The sequence below is a fragment of the Banduia mediterranea genome (genome assembly GCF_031846245.1).
Lineage (GTDB): Bacteria > Pseudomonadota > Gammaproteobacteria > Nevskiales > Nevskiaceae > Banduia > Banduia mediterranea.
The window spans coordinates 51328-71694 of sequence record NZ_JAVRIC010000015.1 but is presented as its reverse complement, the minus strand read 5'-3'; the positions used below and the strand labels follow the sequence as shown (position 1 = coordinate 71694).

The 20367-nt window shown below is 63.8% G+C and carries 18 protein-coding genes and 2 pseudogenes; 10 read left to right on the top strand and 10 right to left on the bottom strand.

Annotation, left to right across the window (positions count from 1 at the left end):
- Positions 1-202 precede the first annotated feature (202 nt).
- Positions 203-2743, bottom strand: coding sequence for a hypothetical protein (locus RM530_RS11330; RefSeq protein ID WP_311365340.1), 2541 nt, complete (start codon positions 2741-2743; stop codon positions 203-205).
- A 53-nt stretch (positions 2744-2796) separates the two neighbouring features.
- A complete protein-coding gene (locus RM530_RS11325; RefSeq protein ID WP_311365339.1) occupies positions 2797-3495 on the bottom strand; it encodes a hypothetical protein in 699 nt (232 codons plus the stop codon).
- Positions 3496-4099: 604 nt separating this feature from the next.
- Here RM530_RS11325 and RM530_RS11320 point away from each other — a divergent pair.
- The 3 genes from RM530_RS11320 to RM530_RS11310 all read left to right on the top strand — a co-directional run bounded on the left by RM530_RS11320 (position 4100) and on the right by RM530_RS11310 (position 8383).
- Positions 4100-6337, top strand: coding sequence for an NADP-dependent isocitrate dehydrogenase (locus RM530_RS11320; RefSeq protein ID WP_311365338.1), 2238 nt, complete (start codon positions 4100-4102; stop codon positions 6335-6337).
- A gap of 296 nt (positions 6338-6633) precedes the next feature.
- Entirely contained in the window at positions 6634-6825 is a 192-nt protein-coding gene (locus RM530_RS11315; protein WP_311365361.1) for a DUF418 domain-containing protein, read from the top strand.
- 100 nt (positions 6826-6925) lie between these two features.
- Positions 6926-8383, top strand: coding sequence for a bifunctional 2-methylcitrate dehydratase/aconitate hydratase (locus tag RM530_RS11310; RefSeq protein WP_311365337.1), 1458 nt, complete (start codon positions 6926-6928; stop codon positions 8381-8383).
- 40 nt (positions 8384-8423) lie between these two features.
- Here RM530_RS11310 and RM530_RS11305 read toward each other — a convergent pair.
- Positions 8424-8750: pseudogene (locus RM530_RS11305) on the bottom strand (low molecular weight protein-tyrosine-phosphatase); the annotation flags it as partial.
- Between the two features lie 91 nt (positions 8751-8841).
- Here RM530_RS11305 and RM530_RS11300 point away from each other — a divergent pair.
- Positions 8842-9606 (top strand): ABC transporter substrate-binding protein, encoded by a 765-nt coding sequence (locus RM530_RS11300; protein WP_311365335.1) that lies wholly within the window; start codon positions 8842-8844, stop codon positions 9604-9606.
- Positions 9607-9612: 6 nt separating this feature from the next.
- Here RM530_RS11300 and RM530_RS11295 read toward each other — a convergent pair whose 3' ends face one another.
- Both RM530_RS11295 and RM530_RS11290 read right to left on the bottom strand, forming a co-directional pair.
- Positions 9613-10185: a diguanylate cyclase domain-containing protein gene (locus RM530_RS11295; protein WP_311365334.1), complete on the bottom strand. Its 573-nt coding sequence runs from the start codon at positions 10183-10185 to the stop codon at positions 9613-9615.
- The gene (locus RM530_RS11290) at positions 10185-10361 is read right to left on the bottom strand and encodes a hypothetical protein (protein ID WP_311365333.1); all 177 of its coding nucleotides are present in this window, start codon (positions 10359-10361) and stop codon (positions 10185-10187) included. The genes RM530_RS11295 and RM530_RS11290 overlap by 1 nt, the downstream gene beginning before the upstream one ends.
- Positions 10362-10588: 227 nt before the next feature.
- On the opposite strand from RM530_RS11290, the gene RM530_RS11285 reads away from it, so the two are divergent.
- The 3 genes from RM530_RS11285 to RM530_RS11275 all read left to right on the top strand — a co-directional run bounded on the left by RM530_RS11285 (position 10589) and on the right by RM530_RS11275 (position 13603).
- Positions 10589-11548, top strand: a complete 960-nt coding sequence (locus tag RM530_RS11285; protein ID WP_311365332.1) for a beta-ketoacyl-ACP synthase III — start codon at positions 10589-10591, stop codon at positions 11546-11548.
- Positions 11549-12199: 651 nt separating this feature from the next.
- Entirely contained in the window at positions 12200-12991 is a 792-nt protein-coding gene (locus RM530_RS11280; RefSeq protein WP_311365331.1) for a sugar transferase, read from the top strand.
- Positions 12992-13054: 63 nt separating this feature from the next.
- Positions 13055-13603 carry a glycosyltransferase family 2 protein gene (locus RM530_RS11275; RefSeq protein WP_311365330.1) on the top strand — a complete coding sequence of 183 codons (549 nt, stop codon included), beginning with the start codon at positions 13055-13057 and terminating at the stop codon, positions 13601-13603.
- Here the strand turns inward: RM530_RS11275 and RM530_RS19000 are convergent.
- On the bottom strand, positions 13502-13879 hold the full coding sequence (locus RM530_RS19000) for a DesA/ISL3 alpha bundle tail domain-containing protein (RefSeq protein WP_432276091.1): 378 nt from the start codon (positions 13877-13879) through the stop codon (positions 13502-13504). The genes RM530_RS11275 and RM530_RS19000 overlap by 102 nt on opposite strands.
- Before the next feature lie 201 nt (positions 13880-14080).
- Here RM530_RS19000 and RM530_RS11270 point away from each other — a divergent pair, with 201 nt between their 5' ends.
- Complete coding sequence (locus tag RM530_RS11270) at positions 14081-15400, top strand: SH3 domain-containing protein (protein WP_311365329.1); 1320 nt, start codon at positions 14081-14083, stop codon at positions 15398-15400.
- A 14-nt stretch (positions 15401-15414) separates the two neighbouring features.
- On the opposite strand, the gene RM530_RS11265 is transcribed toward RM530_RS11270, so the two are convergent.
- Positions 15415-15558, bottom strand: coding sequence for a hypothetical protein (locus RM530_RS11265; RefSeq protein ID WP_311365363.1), 144 nt, complete (start codon positions 15556-15558; stop codon positions 15415-15417).
- A 313-nt stretch (positions 15559-15871) separates the two neighbouring features.
- On the opposite strand from RM530_RS11265, the gene RM530_RS11260 reads away from it, so the two are divergent.
- The gene (locus RM530_RS11260; protein WP_311365328.1) at positions 15872-16573 is read left to right on the top strand and encodes a dienelactone hydrolase family protein; all 702 of its coding nucleotides are present in this window, start codon (positions 15872-15874) and stop codon (positions 16571-16573) included.
- 69 nt (positions 16574-16642) lie between these two features.
- Positions 16643-17133 (top strand): annotated as a pseudogene (locus RM530_RS11255) (acyl-CoA thioesterase).
- A gap of 9 nt (positions 17134-17142) precedes the next feature.
- Here the strand turns inward: RM530_RS11255 and RM530_RS11250 are convergent.
- The 3 genes from RM530_RS11250 to RM530_RS11240 are packed head-to-tail and all read right to left on the bottom strand — an operon-like array spanning position 17143 to position 20260.
- Positions 17143-18057 (bottom strand): oxygenase MpaB family protein, encoded by a 915-nt coding sequence (locus tag RM530_RS11250; RefSeq protein ID WP_432276093.1) that lies wholly within the window; start codon positions 18055-18057, stop codon positions 17143-17145.
- A gap of 14 nt (positions 18058-18071) precedes the next feature.
- Positions 18072-19775, bottom strand: a complete 1704-nt coding sequence (locus RM530_RS11245) for a DUF8614 domain-containing protein (protein WP_311365326.1) — start codon at positions 19773-19775, stop codon at positions 18072-18074.
- A gap of 56 nt (positions 19776-19831) precedes the next feature.
- Positions 19832-20260 carry a universal stress protein gene (locus tag RM530_RS11240; protein ID WP_311365325.1) on the bottom strand — a complete coding sequence of 143 codons (429 nt, stop codon included), beginning with the start codon at positions 20258-20260 and terminating at the stop codon, positions 19832-19834.
- Between the last annotated feature and the right edge of the window lie 107 nt (positions 20261-20367).

The following is a 20367-nucleotide window of genomic DNA, read 5'->3' as shown; positions in this document are numbered from 1 at the left end:
GCAGAGCATACCGTAGCGGACCCCTGATTGTAACCTTTATTTATTAACAGCGCCTAACAATGTGCCGAATGCGCTCGTTACGCATAGATATGCCTTACTGCATTGATGCGGAAATCTTCGATCAGCAGAACACCTGCCGTCAAAAGCTGCGATTGCCGACCTGTAGAAACGTCAGGCCAGACAAGTCCTGACGCGGAATAGCTCAGTTCGGATCTGGTGCCGGCGCGGTACCCGCCGACGGGTCGGCCTGCGCATTTCCGTCGCCATCGGGTGGCGGCTGCACATCGCCGCTGGCGTTGGGCGATTTCTCGGGCAGCGGCGCGGGCGGCGGCGTGCCGGTCCGGTTGACCGGCAGGGTCACCGCATTGGTGACGGACGGGTTGTCGCGCAGGCGCACATAGAGCCGGTCTTCTTCCGGCTGCGGCACCACGATCTGGGCACCGGGGAAGCCATCCGGCACGGCGACGGCGCGTCTGAACTGGGGATCGGCGGCTATCGCTTCGATCAGGAACAGGTCTGCGCCACTGAGCCTGCAAGCTTGGTTCTGGTCATAGGGACAGCTCAGCGCCTGCAGGGCGGGCAGCCGCACCAGCGTGGCCAGGGGCTGCCAGTCGCCCTGGGTTCCGCCAGCGATGGTGCGCAGCTTCAGCGGGCCGAAGGCGGAAAAGCCGAAGGCCTTCGCCGGATTGAAGGTGACCAGCGCAACGCGTGAATTCTCGAGCCGGACGGCACCATTGGCGAGGCTCAGCGTGGTGGAGAAGGTTTCGTCCTGCGTGGCGACTTCGAAAACCTGATCGCGTGCGAAGGACTTCGGCGAAATCGCGCGCAGGGAGAACGAAAGCCGCGCGTCATGCGGAATCTCCTTGGGGCCGGACAGTTCGATATGGCGGGCCTGCGTGGATTCCGAGGGCAGTACGCTCCGGGCCAGCAGTTCGACGCTGGGGCGTTGATCGCCGATGATCGCGGCGCGCGTAATCGTGCGCCCGTCCTCCAGCGTGACCATCACCGTGACGCGCTTGTTGGCATCCAGGGCCGTAGCCGCTACGGCATCGAGCGCATGCACGGTGAGGCGGTCCCTGCCCTGCTCGGTATTCAGTTCACCGGGCGAAAACACCAGATTGCCGATCGAAAGGCTCGCGACTTCGTCCAAGCGGGTGCCGACCAGCACGCCGTGGATATCGCCCGCGTGCAGCTTGAACTCGTCGATGCTGCTCGGCGCGGAGAATACGGTCAGCGGCAGGCTCTGGCGATCCCGCATTCCGGACTGGCCGATCAGCAGGGTCAGCGGGCCCGGATTTACGTTCTGCAACGGCAGCGTGACTTCGACTTCGTTCGGTCCCACGGCTTTCCACTGCGTGCGCAGCTCCTTGCCATCGGGATCGCGCAGCATGATTTCATCCACACAGCTGACGCCGGCACTTTGCAGATGCACGGTATCCTCGCGGCCGACGATCAGGGCTTTCTCGTCGCCCTTGGCCAGCGCCCAGGCGTTGGCCTGCGCGTTGCGCAGTTCGAACACTGGTCCTTCGAAAGTGTCGAATCCCCAGAAGCCGCGCAGACGCCCTTGTACGCTGCTGCCCAGGGCGCCGTTGGGCACGCCGCGTGTGTTCACGACATACCCGCCGCGCGCGGGGTCCGCTTGGGCGCGCAGGTGGAATGACTGGCCTTCGGCGGTCTGCAGATTCAAGGACACGTCATGGGCATAAGCCGTGGAATACACCAATGGCGCCCCCGTCACCGGCAGCACCAGTTCGCTGCGACTGGCGCAGTAGATGTTCTGCGGATTCACCGCGCGCAATGGCGGCGGCTGCGCCGGTTCGACCAACGGCAGGGCAACGACCAGTACCGATTTTGGATCGTAGAACGAGGGCACAGCGTTGAGCGTCAGCGCCAACTGGTCGCCGCGATGCGTCACCAGCGCCGGAATGTATTCGTACTGCGCCGTGCGGAAGGAATCGAAGATGCGCACGATGTCGAGCACCGACGACACATAGGGGCTGTAGGCACCCGCGCCGGCCTCGGGCAGCGCCGCCGCCTTCAGCACCAGATCCGCGGCGGCACCCTCGGTCAGCGAGCGCGACAGGGTCATGCTGTGGCCATCCGCGAGAATCAGCGAGTCCTTGCCGGCCGTCAGGCAGGACGCCTGCAGCGAAGCGCGCTTCTCCAGACACTGCGCGTCCACCTTGACCGACAGGCTGCGCGCCAACAGCGGCGCGACCTCTGACAGCTGATTCGGGCTGCTCCAGTTGAGCTTGTTGACGTTTTCCAGATAGGCGTCGAGCCGCGAGCGGTCCAGCGCGACCTGATTGAGTTCCTGCGTGGAGCGCACGAAGGCTCCGGGACGCCCGCGCACCGCGTTGATCAGCGATTTGAGGTCGCCATTGGTTTCGGGCGCGAGAAAGATCAGTACCTGCTGTGCGCCTTCGGGTACGGTGACCGTCAGCCCGCGATTCTTGCACTCGCTCGTCCAGGTCTTGCACGGAAAAAACCAGTCTTCGGGCGGCGGATTGGTGGAGCCGCGCAGAAAGACCGCGACCATCAGATAGCGAGCCGACTGGCTCTTGGGAAACTCCGGCTTGATCCAGAGCTTGTCGCCTTCCGCCAGACTGGGAACCTGCGAGACCGGCAGGTAGGTATTGCCGCGCGTCACCAGCACGTGCAGGGTCGGACCCGCCAGATCGAAGGGGGCCGGACTGGCGGCCGGTGCAAATAGCGGCATCAGCAAGGCGATCACCCCTGCCATGGCCGGCAGGCAGCGGCTCGGCAAGCCAATGCGCAGTCCGAATCGATGCGGCCTCAAAGCGGGCTCTCCGCCACCTGCTTCCAAAGCAGCGCGGACTTGTCCAGCAATGCCGTGAACGCCTGCTGCTCTGCGAGCAGGCGCTTCTGATCGAGGTTCCTGGGCGTCCACTCGGTGCGCTCCAGTCCACTCAGCTTCGCGTTCGCGTCGACCGCGCCGTAGGAATAGCCGGTGCGGACTTCGGTCAGCACGGCCGAGGCCGTGGAGATCACGCCGTCGTCAGGCTCAGGCTCATCGACCGGCCCCAGCTTTTCCGCAGCGCGGTAGCGCCGACCAGCCAGTTGGACCGAGGTATCCAAGGTGTAGATCATCAACACATCGGCCCGCAACTTCGCGGCGGCGAGGCGCAATTCGTTCAGGGACTGCGCCGAGGCCGAAAGCTGGGCAAGGTCCAGCGTTAGCACTTCGGACACCGCCGGCCACTGGACCATCGCCTGCAACTGCGTTGCGTCTGGCCATTCCTGGGGCGATACCACGCTGAACTCGCCGTCGCCCGCGCCTTCGGCCGTCGCCGATTCGTACTCCGGTGCCTGTATCCGAACCACGGCGATTCGTGCCGGTATCGGGGGCGCCGGCCGAATCGAAATTTCGTCATTGCCCTGCACGAGCTGTTGCAGCGGTGCAGGACCACCCGGAACCACGTAACCGGAACAGCCCACGCACAGCAGGGCTGCGAGAGCGACGCATGTTCGCAAGCGAAACCTCGTCACAAACCTTGGCATGGGCAAGAGAGGGTCATCGGGTGGGGAGCTTGGGTTCGAGCGCCGGAATGAGCACCACGCAATCGTGCGTCCGCCGAAGCGGCCACAAATTTGGGCGGACAATGACACTCTCAGGAAAAACCCCAGCTGAATGGAAACGGACCGGAATCGAAGGCGGCAACACGGCGCGGACTTTGGCTTCATCAACGATCGTCGCGAATTTCGGCCAGCCGGCGAGCCGGTGGATTCATCAATGACGCAGCGAAAATTGCTCGGCGAAACGCGTCCGAACGCTCACGCCACGGTCTATGAGACATAGGCCCAATGAAACATTACCCCGAGCCGCGCCTGTCTTAGTATCATTGGCATCAGGCGCACCCACCATTTTGTTTGGGCGGCCGGGGCTGAAGCGGCATCATCGTTTGCGAGCAACAATTCACCGTGGCATCTCACCGTCGCACCACCTCCTGTATGGACTGTGCTGTTGCGGTGCTCGCATGATGCGAGACCGAACACGCAGACCCGCGGGCATACGCTCGTACGGCATGCCACGGTCCACGACTCAGCCAGCCCCGCCCTGCACACTGACGAGACCGATATGAGCACCCAGCAGCCAACCATCACCTACACCCTGACCGACGAGGCGCCCCTGCTGGCGACCTGCGCATTCCTGCCCATCATTCAGGCCTTCGCCAAACCGGCGGGCATCAAGGTGACAACCAGTGACATTTCGGTGGCGGCGCGCATTCTGGGCGAATTTCCCGAATTCCTGAGCGAAGAACAGCGGGTGCCGGACAACCTGGCCGAACTGGGCAGGATGACCCAGCAGCCGGACACGAACATCATCAAGCTGCCCAACATCAGCGCCTCGGTGCATCAGCTGATCAGCGCGATCAAGGAACTGCAGTCCAAGGGCTACAAGATTCCGGACTTCCCGGAGGCCCCGAAGACCGACGAGGAGAAGGCGATCCGTCAGCGCTATTCCAAGTGCCTGGGCAGCGCGGTGAACCCGGTGCTGCGTGAAGGCAATTCGGACCGCCGCGCGCCGAAGGCGGTGAAGGAATACGCGCGCAAGCATCCGCACAGCATGGGCGAGTGGAGCATGGCCTCGCGCACCCACGTCGCCCACATGAAGCATGGCGACTTCTATCACGGCGAGAAGTCGATGACGCTGGATCGCGCCCGCAACGTGAAGATGGAACTCGTCACCAAGGGCGGCGAATCGATCGTGCTCAAGCCCAAGGTGGAGCTGCTCGACGGCGAGATCATCGACAGCATGTACATGAGCAAGAAGGCCTTGCTCGAGTTCTACGAAGAACAGATGGAAGACGCCCGCAAGACCGGCATCATGCTCTCGCTGCACGTGAAGGCGACGATGATGAAGGTGTCGCACCCGATCGTGTTCGGTCACGCCGTGCGCATCTTCTACAAGGAAGCCTTCGAGAAGCACGGCGAGTTGTTCAAGGAGCTGGGTGTCAACGTCAACAACGGGCTGGTCAATCTGTACGACAAGATCGAATCGTTGCCGACCTCCAAGCACGAGGAGATCGTCCGCGATCTGCACGCCTGCCACGAACACCGCCCCGAGCTGGCGATGGTCGACTCGGCCAAGGGCATCTCCAACCTGCATGCGCCGAACGACGTGATCGTGGACGCCTCGATGCCGGCGATGATCCGCATCGGCGGCAAGATGTGGGGCGCCGATGGCCGGCCCAAGGACACCAAGGCGGTCATTCCCGAGAGCACCTTCGCCCGTATCTATCAGGAGATCATCAACTTCTGCAAGACCAACGGCAATTTCGATCCGGTCACCATGGGCACCGTGCCCAACGTCGGCCTGATGGCGCAGAAGGCCGAGGAATACGGCTCCCACGACAAGACCTTCGAGGTGCCCGAGGAAGGCGAAGCCCGCATTGTCGACATCGAAACCGGCGAAGTCTTGTTGGTGCAGCACGTGGAAGCCGGTGACATCTGGCGCATGTGCCAGGTCAAGGACGCGCCGATCCGCGACTGGGTCAAGCTCGCCGTCAACCGCTGCCGCGCCTCCGGCATGCCGGCGGTGTTCTGGCTGGACCCCTATCGCCCGCACGAGGCGGAGATGATCAAGAAGGTCAAGACCTATCTCAAGGATCACGACACCAGCGGTCTGGACATCCAGATCATGTCGCAGGTGCGCGCCATGCGTTACACGCTGGAGCGCGTGATTCGCGGCCTGGACACGATCTCCGTCACCGGCAACATCCTGCGCGACTACCTCACCGATCTGTTCCCGATCATGGAACTGGGCACCAGCGCCAAGATGCTGTCGATCGTTCCACTGATGGCCGGCGGCGGGATGTACGAAACCGGCGCCGGCGGCTCGGCTCCGAAGCACGTCAAGCAGCTGGTTGAGGAGAACCACCTGCGCTGGGATTCGCTCGGCGAGTTCCTGGCGCTGGCCGTGAGCCTGGAAGATCTCGGTATCAAGACCGGCAATGCACGCGCCAAGATACTTGGCAAAACCCTGGACATCGCCACTGGCAAGCTGCTGGACGAGAACAAGAACCCGTCCCGCACCACCGGCGAACTCGACAACCGCGGCAGCCAGTTCTATCTGGCGATGTACTGGGCGCAGGCGCTGGCCGAGCAGACCGAGGACGTGGAACTGCAGTCGCATTTCGCCAAACTGGCCAAGACTCTGGTCGAGCAGGAAGAGACCATCATCGGCGAGCTTGCTGCGGTGCAGGGTCAGCCCGTCGATATCGGCGGCTACTACTGGGCCGATCGCGAGAAGATGAACGCGGTCATGCGGCCCAGCAAAACGTTCAACGCGGTGCTGGATGACGCCAAGGCTTGAGATCCCCCTTGAAGCCTTGAGCAAGACCCGAAGCCCGGCCGGCTGATCCCGCCGGGCTTTTTCATGCCCGTACCGCGCGCGCCTTCGCATTGGATTACTGATGAAACTCCGAACCGTCGCCCCGGGAACTGAGGCGCCGCCCGGCGACTCGCCCACTACGGTTAAACAGCGGTTTGGGCGGCTGGACTCACTGCGGGGGGTTTCGCGCTGTTCGGCGTTTTGATGGTGAATCTGGTCGGCCTGTCCCTGTTCGAATTCCTGACCGATGAGGCACGAGCCACACTGCCCACCGCGGCCTGGGAATCGGCCCGAATCCGGGCTTGGTCGGCGTGGTCCTGATCAGCGTATTGGTGTTCACGATGCAGGTGCCGGTCAGCCACTGGTGGCTGAACCGCTACCGCTTCGGTCGTGTGGAATGGCCATGGCGCAGCCTGAGCTACGGCGCGCGCCAAGCCATGCGTCGCGAGCCGCCGTTCACGTCGCCGTAGCGTCAGTCAGGCCTCATCCACGGCTGCTAGGCTGTTGCGAACTCACACGCGTGCGCCGTGCGGTTTCGATCGGGCACCGACAGATCAAGGAGCCGACGCCATGTCCACTCTCGAAATCAGGTCCGCCCAGCGTCCCGACTGGGATCAGGTTCTCGTCGACATCGTCGACTACGTCCGCGACTACGAAATCCGCTCCGAACTGGCATACGACACAGCCCGCAACTGTCTGATCGACACGCTCGGTTGTGGGCTTGAGGCACTGGAGTATCCGGCTGCGAAGAAATTGCTGGGTCCGATCGTGGACGGCACGGTGGTGCCCAACGGTGCGCGCGTACCCGGCACGCGCTTCCAACTCGACCCGGTGCAGGCCGCCTTCAATATCGGCGCGCTGATCCGCTGGCTGGATTTCAACGACACCTGGCTGGCTGCCGAATGGGGACACCCGTCCGACAATCTTGGCGGCATTCTGGCGACGGCGGACTGGCTCAGCCGCAGCGCCGTCACTGCTGGCAAGCCGCCGCTGGTGATGCGCGACGTGCTCACCGGCATGATCAAGGCGCACGAAATCCAGGGCTGTATCGCACTTGAGAACAGCTTCAACCAGGTGGGGCTCGATCACGTGCTGCTGGTCAAGGTGGCAACGACCGCGGTGGTGGCGGACATGCTGGGACTGAGCCGAAATGAACAACTGGCCGCCGTGTCGCTGGCCTGGGTGGACGGACAATCCCTGCGCACCTACCGCCACGCCCCCAACACCGGCAGCCGCAAGAGCTGGGCGGCCGGCGATGCCAGCAGCCGCGGCGTACGGCTGGCGCTGATGGCAAAGACCGGCGAGATGGGCTACCCCGGCGCGCTCAGCGCGAAAATCTGGGGCTTCTACGACGTGAGCTTCGGCGGCAAACCGTTCGCGTTCCAGCGGCCCTACGGCAGCTACGTGATGGAGAACATCCTGTTCAAGATCAGTTTCCCGGCCGAGTTTCACGGCCAGACCGGCGCCGAGGCGGCGATCCGGGTCCACGGCCTGCTCAAGCAACAGGGCCGCACGGCGGACGACATCGCGAAAATCACGATTCGCACGCAGCAGGCCTGCCTGCGCATCATCGACAAGACCGGGCCACTCGACAATCCGGCTGACCGCGATCATTGCATTCAATACATGGTGGCGGTGGCGATACTGTTCGGGCGCCTGACCTCAGCCGACTACGAGAACGGGGTGGCCGCCGACCCGCGCATCGACGCCCTGCGCGACACGATGCAATGCGTGGAAGATCCGCAGTTCACACGCGACTATCACGATCCCGACAAGCGCAGCATCGCCAATGCGCTGACAGTGGAATTTCGCGACGGCAGCCGTCTGGACGAGGTGCTTGTGGAATATCCGGTGGGCCACAAGCGCCGTCGCGAAGAAGGCATCCCGCTGCTGGAGGCGAAGTTCCGGACCAATCTGGCGCGCATGTTCCCGGACAAACAGCAGAAGGCGATCTTCAACGTATCCCTGGATCAGGCCTCGCTGGAGGCTATGCCGGTTCACGAGTACGTGGATCTGTACGTGATCTGACCGCCAACGGCTCCAAGAGGACGCGCGCCTAGCAGCCTGGCAGCAGCGTCAGCTCCGCGCGAGCGTCCGCCGGCTGCAGCGCGCGCAGGGCCGCCAGGTTCTGCGTATCCAGCGCGACCACATGGGTGAAGTGCCTGAAATCCTGCACTGTGACCTGCCGCGCGCGGTAGGCACCGATGTCGATCCCATGCCGGCGCGCCACGGCCTGCGCGCGGCGATCCGGAGCGGCGCCGACATGCCAGTCGCCGGTTCCGGCGGAATCGATTTCGAAATTCAGTCCTCGCTCGGTGGCCTTGAGACGCAAGGCGGCCTCGGCCAGCGGCGATCGGCAGATGTTGCCGAGGCAGACGAACAACACGGCGGGCATGGCTGGCGGTCTCCGGTGAGCAGGCCCGCGAATGAGTAGCACAAACAAGCGCACGATTCATGTACGACGGCTCCTCCCTTACCATGGGCGGATGCGTGTCTTCTCACATACCTGCTCGAATACCGAGATTGTCTGCGCGCTCGATGCGGTGGAGTGTCTGATCGGCGTCGACGACGACTCGGATCATCCCCCGGAGATCGTGGCCACGCTGCCCAAGCTCGGTCGCGACCTGGACCTCGACGTCGCCGCGGTCATCGCCCAGAAACCGGATTTGGTGCTCAGCTCGCTGACCGTGCCCGGGCACGAGCGCATCGTCGACGCTCTGAAAGCCGCCGGCATCCGCACCCTGGTCTGCGACCCGCAAAGCCTCGAAGACGTGTATGGCGACGTGCTGCGCATCGCCACCGCACTCGGGGTCGCGCAACGCGGAGAACGGCTGGTGACGCAAATGCGCGAACGGATGCCGCCGGTGGAGCGCACAGCACGACCGCGCGTATTGCTGGAATGGTGGCCCAAGCCGGTCATCGTTCCGGCAAGGCGTTCCTGGGCCACGGATCTGGTGGAACTGGCCGGCGGCCTCAATCCCTGGGGTGCGACGGACGCCAAAAGCAAACCACTGGAGCCGCACGAGGCGATCGCGGCGAACCCCGATATCGTGGTGATGTCCTGGTGCGGCGTTGCCGAAGCGAATTACCGGGCGGAGGTGGTGCGGCGACGCCCCGGCTGGCAGACCGTTCCGGCGGTGGCTCACAACCGAATCTTTCCGATCACTGAAGCCTGGCTCGGTCGCCCCGGCCCTCGCCTGATGGACGGCTATGACGCGCTGAAACGCCACATTGACGCATTTACCAGCTGAGACGGTTCAGGAAGTCGCCAGCGCCAGCCTTCGCGCCTTGGTGCTCTTGGATTCATACATGTCCGCATCGGCCTGCTCGATCAGATTCGGCAATTCCCCACCGCCCGGTGGCGTGACCGCGCCGCCACAACTGAAGCCGACGTAGAGTGCCTGCCCGTCGATCACCATGGGCGCATCGATGGCCTCGCGCAGGCTCTGCATGCGTTCGCGCAAGGCGCGAAGATCGCGCACCGAATCGACCAGTATCACGAACTCGTCCCCCCCGAAGCGCACGACGAACTCGCCGCTGCGAGCGCAGCACTCCAGACGTGCCGCGATCATCTTGAGCACCCGGTCGCCCGTTTCATGGCCGTAGTGATCGTTGACGGGCTGGAAATCGTCGAGGTCCAAGAAAAGCAGTCCGACACGACCCCGGCTACGACGCGCGAGACGCGCGGCCGTCTGGTAGCGGCTGCTCAACAGGCGCCGGTTCGGCAGGCCAGTCAGGGGATCGAAACCGGCTTGGCGCTCCACCTTGAGTCGATAGCGCAAATTCATCGCCAGTGACAAGCCCATGGCCAGCGAGAACGCAGCAGCCATCATCGATACGCCCAGAAGCAAGCCGACGGTCCGCGCGCCGGATACGGGGCCGACCACAGCGACAATCCGGCATACAGGGCGCGCCTCAGTCTCAGCATCCCACCGCCATAAAGTCCCAGCGCCGCGATCAATAGATTCACGGCAATCGTCGTGATCAGCGTTGAAACGTCGAACATGGACCGCCTTCGTCATTCGTAGTGGCAGCATATTGAGGCCATGCCCGGACCACACCGCCGCCGCGGCGGTCAAGGGTAGCGTCGGGCCGAAGACCGGCAATTCACGGGGGGGGGGGGCACACCATGCGCCGGCGTACTGAAGGATCGGCACATCCCTCACGTACAATTACGGCAATGCCTGCGGACCAAGCTCGGTTGCCCGCGGCCCAGCCCTCCAGAACTACGCAATGGCCTATTCACGCATCATCGGAACCGGCAGCTATCTGCCGGACAAAGTGCTAAGCAATCGAGATCTCGAAACCTTCGTCGATACCAGCGACGAATGGATCTTCGAGCGGACCGGCATTCGCAGCCGCCACATCGCGGCCGACGATCAGGTGTCCAGCGATCTGGCATTGCCGGCCTGCCAGCGAGCGCTGGACGCAGCCGGCATCGGGACCGACGCAGTGGATCTGATCGTCGTGGCCACCTCCACACCGGACATGATCTTTCCGTCCACAGCCAGCCTGCTGCAGGCCAAGCTCGGCATCACCCAGGGCGCCGCCTTCGATATTCAGGCGGTCTGCAGCGGCTTCGTCTACGCGCTGGCCACGGCCGACAAGTTCATCGCATCCGGGCAGTCCAAGTGTGCGCTGGTGGTCGGCGCCGAAACCTTCTCGCGCATCCTCGACTGGAGCGATCGCCGCACCTGCGTACTGTTCGGCGATGGTGCCGGCGCGGTCGTGCTCAAGGCCGGTGACGAGCCGGGCGTGATGTCCACTCACCTGCATTCGGACGGCCGTTACAGTTCAATCCTGCGCACGCCGGGCACGATCGCGCAGGGCAAGGTTGTCGGCAATCCGTTCGTTGAAATGGAAGGCCAGTCCGTTTTCAAGATGGCGGTCCGGGTACTCGCTCAGGTCACGCGGGAAGCGCTCGCGCAGCACGGGCTGCGCGGCGAGAACATCGACTGGATGGTTCCGCATCAGGCCAATGTCCGTATCATCGACACCACCGCGGAAAAACTGGGCCTGCGTTCCGATCAGGTGGTACGGACGGTCCAGCATCACGGCAATACCTCGGCCGCCTCGATCCCGCTGGCGCTGGACGCTGCGGTACGCGACGGCCGTATCCAGCCTGGACATCTGGTGCTGATGGAAGCCGTGGGCGGCGGCCTGACCTGGGGCGCCGCACTGGTTCGCTGGTAAGCCGGTCCGGTCCGGCCCGGCGGAGCGGTCGCCGGCAAGGTGCCGCCGACATCGAGCGCAATGCTCGGCAATCGGCGCGGACGCGAGCGGCCCGACCGGCCCAGGACCGACAATTATTACCGGCCATCCACGCTGTACGTAAAGGGTGGCGCCTGCGTGCCATGCCGGGAGCGTGTTGCCGGAGCAGCGCCGAGCCTGTTCAACAAGCCCATGAGGCGGCCTGCCTCTTCGACGTGGCCCGACCGGGCTAGATGTATGCTCCCGCGCCGCGGAATCGCGCAGTCCCCTATATGGGTGATTGTCTCGACGGTCTCGGCCTGCAAGGATGCGGCCGAGGCCTGCAACGGCGATGAAATCAACTTCAGGGACAATCGAACGGCCACCAAAAACTTGCGCTGGTTTGCAGTTTTAACAGACGTTTCCGAAATAAAATCCGGCACATGGATTGCATGTGACGAGTAGTGCTTCACTTGGCGCCGAGTAGGCGACAAGGTATTGTCCACCTTTGGCTAAGCAAATAGATGGCTCCATACACTCGCCCTGACTGGAGCGCATGTGCGCAAACGTGGATCGCGGAAGTAGCGCGGGACCGGACTCAATGTCGGCTTCAGTTTGCAACACCACGTGGATACCCCGGACGAGCTTGGAGATATGGACGAAAGCCCAGTAAGTGCGGGTTTGCTGCGCGGCAGCAATCCGGCGTTTCAGAAAAAACTCGAAGCCTGTCTGTACGATCACCATTCCAGGGCTTCTTCGGAGACTGACGTGTTCATGCCCGAACCGGGGCGCAGCGCCACTCGTGGCGGCGCAAGCATAGAGACCCAGGACTGGTCCGCCACCCATGCGCGCTATGCCCGCTTCGGAAAGCGCGCCTTCGATCTAGCGTTTGCCTCGCTGTTCATGCTCCTGCTCGGGTTCTGGCTGCTGCCGCTGATCGGTCTGCTGATCAAACTCGACAGCCGTGGCCCGGTATTTTTCAGGCAGTTCCGCCTCGGGGCCAACGGAGTGCAATTCCGCTGCTTCAAGTTCCGGACGATGACGCACGACCCCAGGGCGGGCTTCGTGCAGGCGCAGAAAAACGATCCGCGCGTGACCCGAGTGGGCCGAATTCTGCGCAAGACCAATCTCGACGAACTACCTCAGTTCCTGAACGTTTTGATGGGCGAAATGTCCGTGGTCGGCCCCCGCCCGCATGTGCCCGAACTGGATGAATTGTTCGCCGAATGCGTACCGGGTTACTCGATGCGCACCTCGGTGTTACCGGGCGTCACCGGCCTGGCGCAGGTTTCCGGCTGCCGCGGCGAAACCCGCAGCATTCGCAAAATGACGCATCGTGTGCGCTTCGATTTGTTCTATGCACGCAACATGAGCCTGCGCATGGACATCAAGATCGTGTTCCTCACGGTCTGGCGTGCGCTGAGTGGTGACGAATACGCATACTGAATGGCGTCGCACTTCGACGCCACACTCAGTCCATCCTTGACCGCTCGATCCGGCGCTTCCGGCATGCACGATCTTTCGATGGCAGCCGATGTTTCCGTGATCATTCCCGCGTGGAATGCTGCGGCCTATATCGAATCCGCGATTCGCAGTGCGCTGAGCCAACAGGGCGTATCGCTGGAAATCATCGTGGTCGACGACCATTCTTCGGATGATACGGCCGAATTGGCCTCTGCGATCGGCGACGCCAGGATCCAGGTCCACCGGCCGGACCGCAATCTCGGTCCAAGCGCAGCGCGCAACCATGCCATTCGTCATGCAGCAGGCCGCTGGTTCGCGACCTTCGACGCGGACGGTCAGTACCTACCCGGCCGCCTGCAAGGTCTGACGAAACTCGGCGATCAGATGCAATGCGCGGTCGTCGCCGACAATCTGTTGTTCGACCGCGGTTCGGCCAGCGCCCGTCTGCCGATGTTCCCGAACCGTGGCCCCAAACCCGCGCATGCTATCCCGCTACGTACTGGATGGCGAGCTTGCCCTGGCACAGGCCGAGCGGCATCGCAGCCTGCTCAATGCCGATGGCGACGTTGCCGGCCTCGATGCGCACGGTGGTGAGCTTGAACCGAGCGTAGGCGCAGAGGCCATCGGCGTGGCGCTGCAGCATCTGGGCGTAGCGATGCAGGGGCGTGATGGGGGTGGCCCGCGCGCCAGGGTGCACCACGCGTTCAGGGCCTGTCGCATGGCGTCCTCGTCGGGTTTTCTCCAGAGCGTCTGCAGTTGCTCCTTGAGCGTGTAGACGGTGGCGAGTGTCTGGTTCGCGCGCATCAGTTCTTCGAGGCGCGCGATACCGAGCGTCACGGCGGCACTGCACCCGCTCCACGCCGCCGCCATCCACCGTCACCGCATTACAAGAGCCTCAATTGTGTCCAGAGATCAGGGCAAAGCCGGGGGATGGTTACTACAACAGGCCGTGCAGTCCCCGCCGACTTTCCCGATAATGTGAGATCAGGGTCACAGTGGCATCGCCATCGTGTTTGCCGGGACGGAATCCGGCACCCGGGTCACGGTCGGATGACCGCAGGGAGTGTTTGGGTGGGGAGCGATAATCAGCGCGCCGTATCGAAACCGGCCGCACGCCTCGGCGTGCCAGCCATACTGCTATTGGTCGGCAGCGGCTTGCTCAGCTCCGCTTCAGTCTGGGCGCAGGCAGCCGATACCGTCTCCCCAAAGCCGTCCTGGGAATCGTACCTGACCGAGCAGGACATGGATGAACGCGTCTCGCGCTACAAGGCCAGCATCGAGCAATATCGACAGCAGGTTGTCGACCTCGAGCAGGAACTCAATGTGGCCCATCGCCTCGCCGAAAAGAAACTCGACGCGGTGCCTCCCAGTTGCGAGCCACCGCAAAGCATCCTCGAAGAGCTCAGCAACGTGCGCTCCGCCCTCGCCGTGCGCAATGAAGAGGTCAGACGCCTGCAGTCACGCCTGCAATTCGCGGAGTCCGGTGACGGCGCGCCCACCGCACCGCCGCGCGTGCCCGCCCCCGCCAATGGCGGTCAAGTCCGCAATCTCCAGGCGCAGCTGGCTGCGGCACAGCGCGAAATAAACCAGCGCAGCGAGAATCAGGTCGAATTGCGCGAAAAGTTGCAGCGCCATGGGGAATCCCTGAACACATACGTGGCCCGCATCGACAGACTGGAAACACAACTGGCAGCGGCAACAGCGGGCGAAGCCGTGCCGCCCTCGGCCGACGGCGCGCAACTTGCGCAATTGCAGGCACAACTGAAGTTGACGCAGCAGCAGAACGAATCACTACGGGCCGATATTGAACGATTGAACCGGGTTGCCGGCTCGGACACAGCAGAACTGCAGACCCAGGTTGCGACGCTGAGCACCGAACTGGCCAGCTTGCGGACACAACTGGCGGAACGTGATCGATCGTTGCTGGCGTCGAAAGCCGACCGGGATCAGGACAGCAATACATTGCGGGCACAGGCCGAAACCATCGATGCGCTGCAACAGCCGCTCGCGGCGGCGCGCGGCGAAACCCGTAGTACGGTCCCCGCAAGTGCACAGGCCGCGCCTGCGGCCAAGGATCATGACGCCACGACACCGTTACCGGCACCGACCGCCCCGTCCGCCGCAGAGTCCGTCGCCGCAGTCATGCCGGCACCCGTGCGACCCCGGACCGAAGTAATCAGCCGACGTTCCGCGCGCGCCGTGGGCCGCGCCGACGTCTACGAAATTCCCTCGCTAAGGTCGGCCCGGATCGGCTTTATCGACGACGGACGCCCGCTCAATGTCACGGAACGCAGCCTGGATACGCAGCCCGCCTGGTACCACGTGCGTACCGCTCAGGGCTCCGGCGGCTGGGTCCGTTCGGAGCAATTGGAACTCAGCGACGCACAGTAGCCACGGCGCTGGGGTTACACGCACCCTTCCGGGAGACGCTTGCCGCGCTGGGCGAGCAGGTGGGCGCTGATGTTCGGCGCCTCGTCGATCGGCGTCACGATCTCGTAAACACGCTCGTAACAGGCGTGCTGGATCAACCAGCGCCCGTCCTGTTTCACGTAGCGATCCCGACACACCTACCGCGGCGGCCACGTCCTCCACGCCTGCACTCTCCGGCGGTAGCAATCTCGCCACCGCCCGGTCCTTGAATCCTTGTCCGTATCGAGCCACGTCATCATCCTTTCGCCCCCTCTATGGCATTCCAATCGGGGTGACAACTATTCTGACGCGGGGGGCGGCGCCGACGGCAGCCGCTGGAATCGGCTCTCCGCATTGGTCGGCGCAGGGCTTGCGCTGCTTCCCGCACGGTCGAACTTCCATCGCTCACGGCGCATCATAGGGGCCCCCTCGACATCAAAACGGAGGCGAAGCATGCATACCGAATGGATCAACATCAGCAACAACGATGGCGAGTACGGCGCCTATCTGGCCCTGCCGCCGTTGGGTCACGGACCCGGCCTGATCCTGTTCCAGGAAGTGTTTGGCGTGAACAAGCATATTCGCCAGGTGGCCGAGCAATACGCGATGGACGGGTTCGTGGTGCTGGCGCCGGACGTGTTCTGGCGCGAAGCCCCTCGCGTGGAACTGGGCTACGACTCGGATGACCTGGCGCAGGCCAAGGAACTCAAGGCAGCAATGACCGACGAACAGATTCGTCTGGACGCCGCGTCCACACTCGCGGCGCTACGCGCGCGGCCGGAACAGAAGGGCAAGGTCGGCGCCTTCGGCTACTGCTTCGGCGGCCGCATCGCCTACCAGACCGCGGCGTCCACCGATATCGATGCTGCGGTGTGCTACTACGGCGCCGGCACCGAGAACTACCTGAATCTGGCACCACGCATCGAGTGCCCGGTGGTGTTCCAGCTGGGCGGCAAAGACCCTTCGATTCCGATGAAGGTGGTGGACCAGATCAAGCGTAGCTTCGAGCACAAGCCCGGCGAGGTCTATGTCTACCCGGAAGCGGGCCATGGATTCAATTGCTGGGCACGTTCCGCCTATCACCATCCTTCGGCGACGCTGGCGCACGCACGCAGCCTGGCGTGGTTTGCCCGCACGCTGTGTGAGGCACGCTGAACTACGGGCGTGACCGCGCAGGCTTGCGGCACAATGCCCCACACCGCCTAGCCCGTGCCCGACGCCGCCATGCTCAAGCTGCCGCTGCACCAGCTTTCGATGACCGTACTGATGACGCCGGACATGGCCAATTTCTCCGGCAACGTCCACGGCGGCGCGATCCTGAAACTGCTCGATGAGGTCGCGTATGCCTGCGCCAGTCGCTACGCCGGAAGCTACGTGGTGACGATGGCGGTGGATCAGGTGACGTTCCGACAGCCTGTCCAAGTGGGCGAGCTGGTCAACTTCATGGCCTCGGTGAACCTGACCGGACGCAGTTCGATGGAAGTGGGCATCAAGGTGATCGCGGAGGACACGCGCAGTCGCACGGTGCGTCATACCAATAGCTGCTACTTCACGATGGTGGCGCTGGACGACGAGCGCCAGCCCTGTACCGTGCCCCGTATGAACCGGAAACTCCCGACGAAAAGCGCTGGTGTGACGCCGCCCTGCGGCGTCGCGCCCTGCGCCGGGAGCTGGAACGCGAACATGCTGCAATCCGCGCCGGCGAGAACCTCTGAGCGGCACCTTCAGCCGAACGCCAGCGCCGAGCGGTCGCGGCCGACACGGCGACAGGCGACGGCCGATGCGCCGTCGGCCAGCGCCAGGCGAATCGCTGGCGAGGCCGCTCGCAAGGCGCGCTGGGCGGCACGGTCACGTGCGCGCCGCAGCGCAGTACGCCCTAGCAACTGCGCCGCCCAGTCCGGCAGCAGCGCCGCGCCGGCGCCGAGAAAGGTACCGCGCACAGCAGTAGCGCCGGGCATCGGCAGTTCGATCCGGTTCAGCACCGCCAGCACCTCGCGCGAGCGTGCACTGAATTCAAGCTGCCCGCGCACGGCCTCGAAGTACTGATCCACCGCCGCCACAGAGCCGGGCACTTCACGCGCACCCAGAGCCTCCGCGATGCATCGCGTCTCATCGAAATAGCGGTCCGCCAGCGCGCGATCCAGATCGGGCGCCACGTGCCGGCGATAGCCTTGGAGGAAGCTCCACATCTCAGTGACATGGACCCAGGTCAGCAGCTCGGGATCGTCCGCCGAGTAGGCGCTGCCGTCGGGCGCCGTGCCGCGCACGCGCCGGTGAATGTTCCGGACCTGTTCGATCAGACCTTCCGCGCCGGCCGTCGGCGCATATGTCGTACCGGCCACGAACGCCGTGGTCCGGCGCAGACGCCCGAGCACGTCCTCACGAAAATCCGAGTGATCCCAGACGCCGGCCAGCGCGGATGGGTGCAGGGTCTGCAACATCAGCGCACAGATTCCGCCGGCCATCATCGCGGGGAAATCCGAATGAATCTTCCAGGTGACGCTGTCCGGCCCGAACAGGCCGGGGTCGCCGACCGGCTGTGAGTAGTCGATGGACAAGCGCGCGCTCGGGCTGCCGCGCAGCACCGTGAGGATGCGCTGGCGCAGCGGCGCCACGGCCTGTCGGCGCAATAGGCGCAGACCGTCCGCGGGCTTCATTCGGCCTGCAGCCCCAGCACGTCTGCCCCCTGACGGAAGCGGATGTCGACCGGGATGTCGGCCGCGCTCAGCCGCTTCAGATCGGAGGCCAGCGGTTCGCCGATTTTGCCCATCCCGATGCTCATGCGCTCGGCCTCGGCGTAGTCGCCGTCACCCTGCACCTTCAGCAGCTTCGCCGACAGATCGTTCATGGCCTGCTGCATGCGGTCGAAATTCACGCTGTAGCGCCCGGTTTCCTCATCGCGCGTGAACGCACCTTGGGACTTGAAGAAATTGAAGCGCACCATGTTCGCCTTGGCATGCGCGTCACTGGCGCCGAAACGTACCGAGCGGAAGATGCCGGCGAGGAAGGTCACGTAGTTGTCCATGAGCTGCGATTCCTCAAGCTCGCCTTTCTGCGCCAGCTTGGTGACCATGTAAAGACCCAGCACATCCGCCTTGCCTTCCTCGAACGCCGAGGCGTATTCCTTGAGCGCCTTGCGCACCGTGCCCGCGCCGTCCAGCGTGTTCTTGATGCCGAGTCCGTGCGCCACCTCGTGGAACATGGTGTTCTGGAAGAAGGCGTCGAACGAAAGATTGTCCTGCTGCTCGTCGGCAATCAGCACCTCGGCGATCGGCAGCATGATCTTGTCGAACTTGGCCTGCATCACGTTTTCGAGTTGCAGGCGGCGTGTGCCTTTCTCCAGTTGCACCTGCTCGTCGTTCGGCAGGTTGATGGCAATGGTTTTGGCGCCGACGTTGGCGTCACCCGCGTAATAGACTGCGTAGTAGGCGTTGAGGTCCGCATCGGAGCCGGGCGTCTCGGCCCTGTACGGTTCCGGCACCGGCAGTTCGCGCTGTAGTTCCGGCAGATATTCGGCGAAACGGGCCAGGCGCTCGCTCCATTCCACGTCCTTGATCAGCACATAGGATTCGAACGCGGCCTTGTAACCGAACAGCTGGTCCTCGTAGGTTTCGATGGGGCCGATGATGATGTCGACCGGATTGGATTTCATGTCCATCCACGCGAAGTCGCTGGGCTGGTAATCATCGTCGAGCAACGCGTCCGCGCGCAGTTCGAGGTAGCGCCTGAACCCGGAGTCTTCGGCCAGTTCCGCCGCTTCGCGCAGATGGTTCGCGGCGATCTCCAGCTGTGCGGCATAGGCCTGGTGGTAGGGCACGGTCATGAGTTTGCCGTCGTCATCCCGGCGCAGCAGCGCATACAGGCCGGATTTGTCGGCGAGCGTGGCCGCTTCGAATTCCTCGCGCGTCATGTCCTCGGGATAGAAGCGCGCGCCGGCCGGACGCGGACCGATCCCGGCGATGAAGGGCTCGTCGCCATTGAGCCGGTCCCAGGGACCGTAGTTGATCTGCACGTATTCACGTTGGGCCGCGCCGGACACGCGTGACAGCAGCGACTCCGGCTGCCCCCAGCTCTGTTCCCAGAAGATCGGATCGATCGCCTGCGCCGCCTCGATCAGCTTGCCGACCATGCGCCGCTGCATCTCGCTGAGCCCCGACAGGTCGGCCTCAAGGGGGACTTCAACGTAGGCATCGAGCCGTGCCTGGACGTCGACCGGCGGAGTCAGCCCATCCGCTGGTTCCGGCGCGCCCTCCGCAACCGGCGCGGGCGCAGATGCCTGACGTTCGCACGCGCTCAGCAGCAACAGCGACAACAGTCCCGCGCACAACGGCGGGATGAGATTCAGGCGGCGACGCATCGGGTGCTCCGGAATACCGAAAACCGTGAATGCTAACAGCGTCGGCAAAGCCCCCGCTATTTGACCAGGGTCACCGGCATGTCCGCCTGGTGGACCACTTTCGAGGCCACCGAACCCAACAGCAGGTTGCCGAAACTGCCCATGCCACGCGTGCCCATGACGATGCTGTCGCAGTGCTTCTCGACCGCCTGCGCAACGATGCTGTCCGCGATATTGCCCACGATCACTTCGGCCCGGACCTGAATTCCGGCTTCCTTGAGACGGGCGGTGGCTTCCTGCAGCAGACTGTCCCCGTAGCTGCGCTGGCCGCTGTCGATCTGCTCGACCATGGACGCCGTCAGATAGTCGCCGAACATCACCGGCGGCTCCTGCACGTTGATCAGCACCAACTCGACCGCCGCGGCGTCCGCATGGCTTCTGATCACATGATCGAGGGCGCGCTTCGACGATTGTGAACCGTCATAGGGCATCAGTATTCTAGCCATGCTGTCTCCTTGCTGCGAACTTTGAGTGGCCGCCCAGTTTGCACATCCGCGCCGAACCCAGGCTTGATCCGGATCAAGTACGGGCCCGATTCCGAGCCCGAAAACTT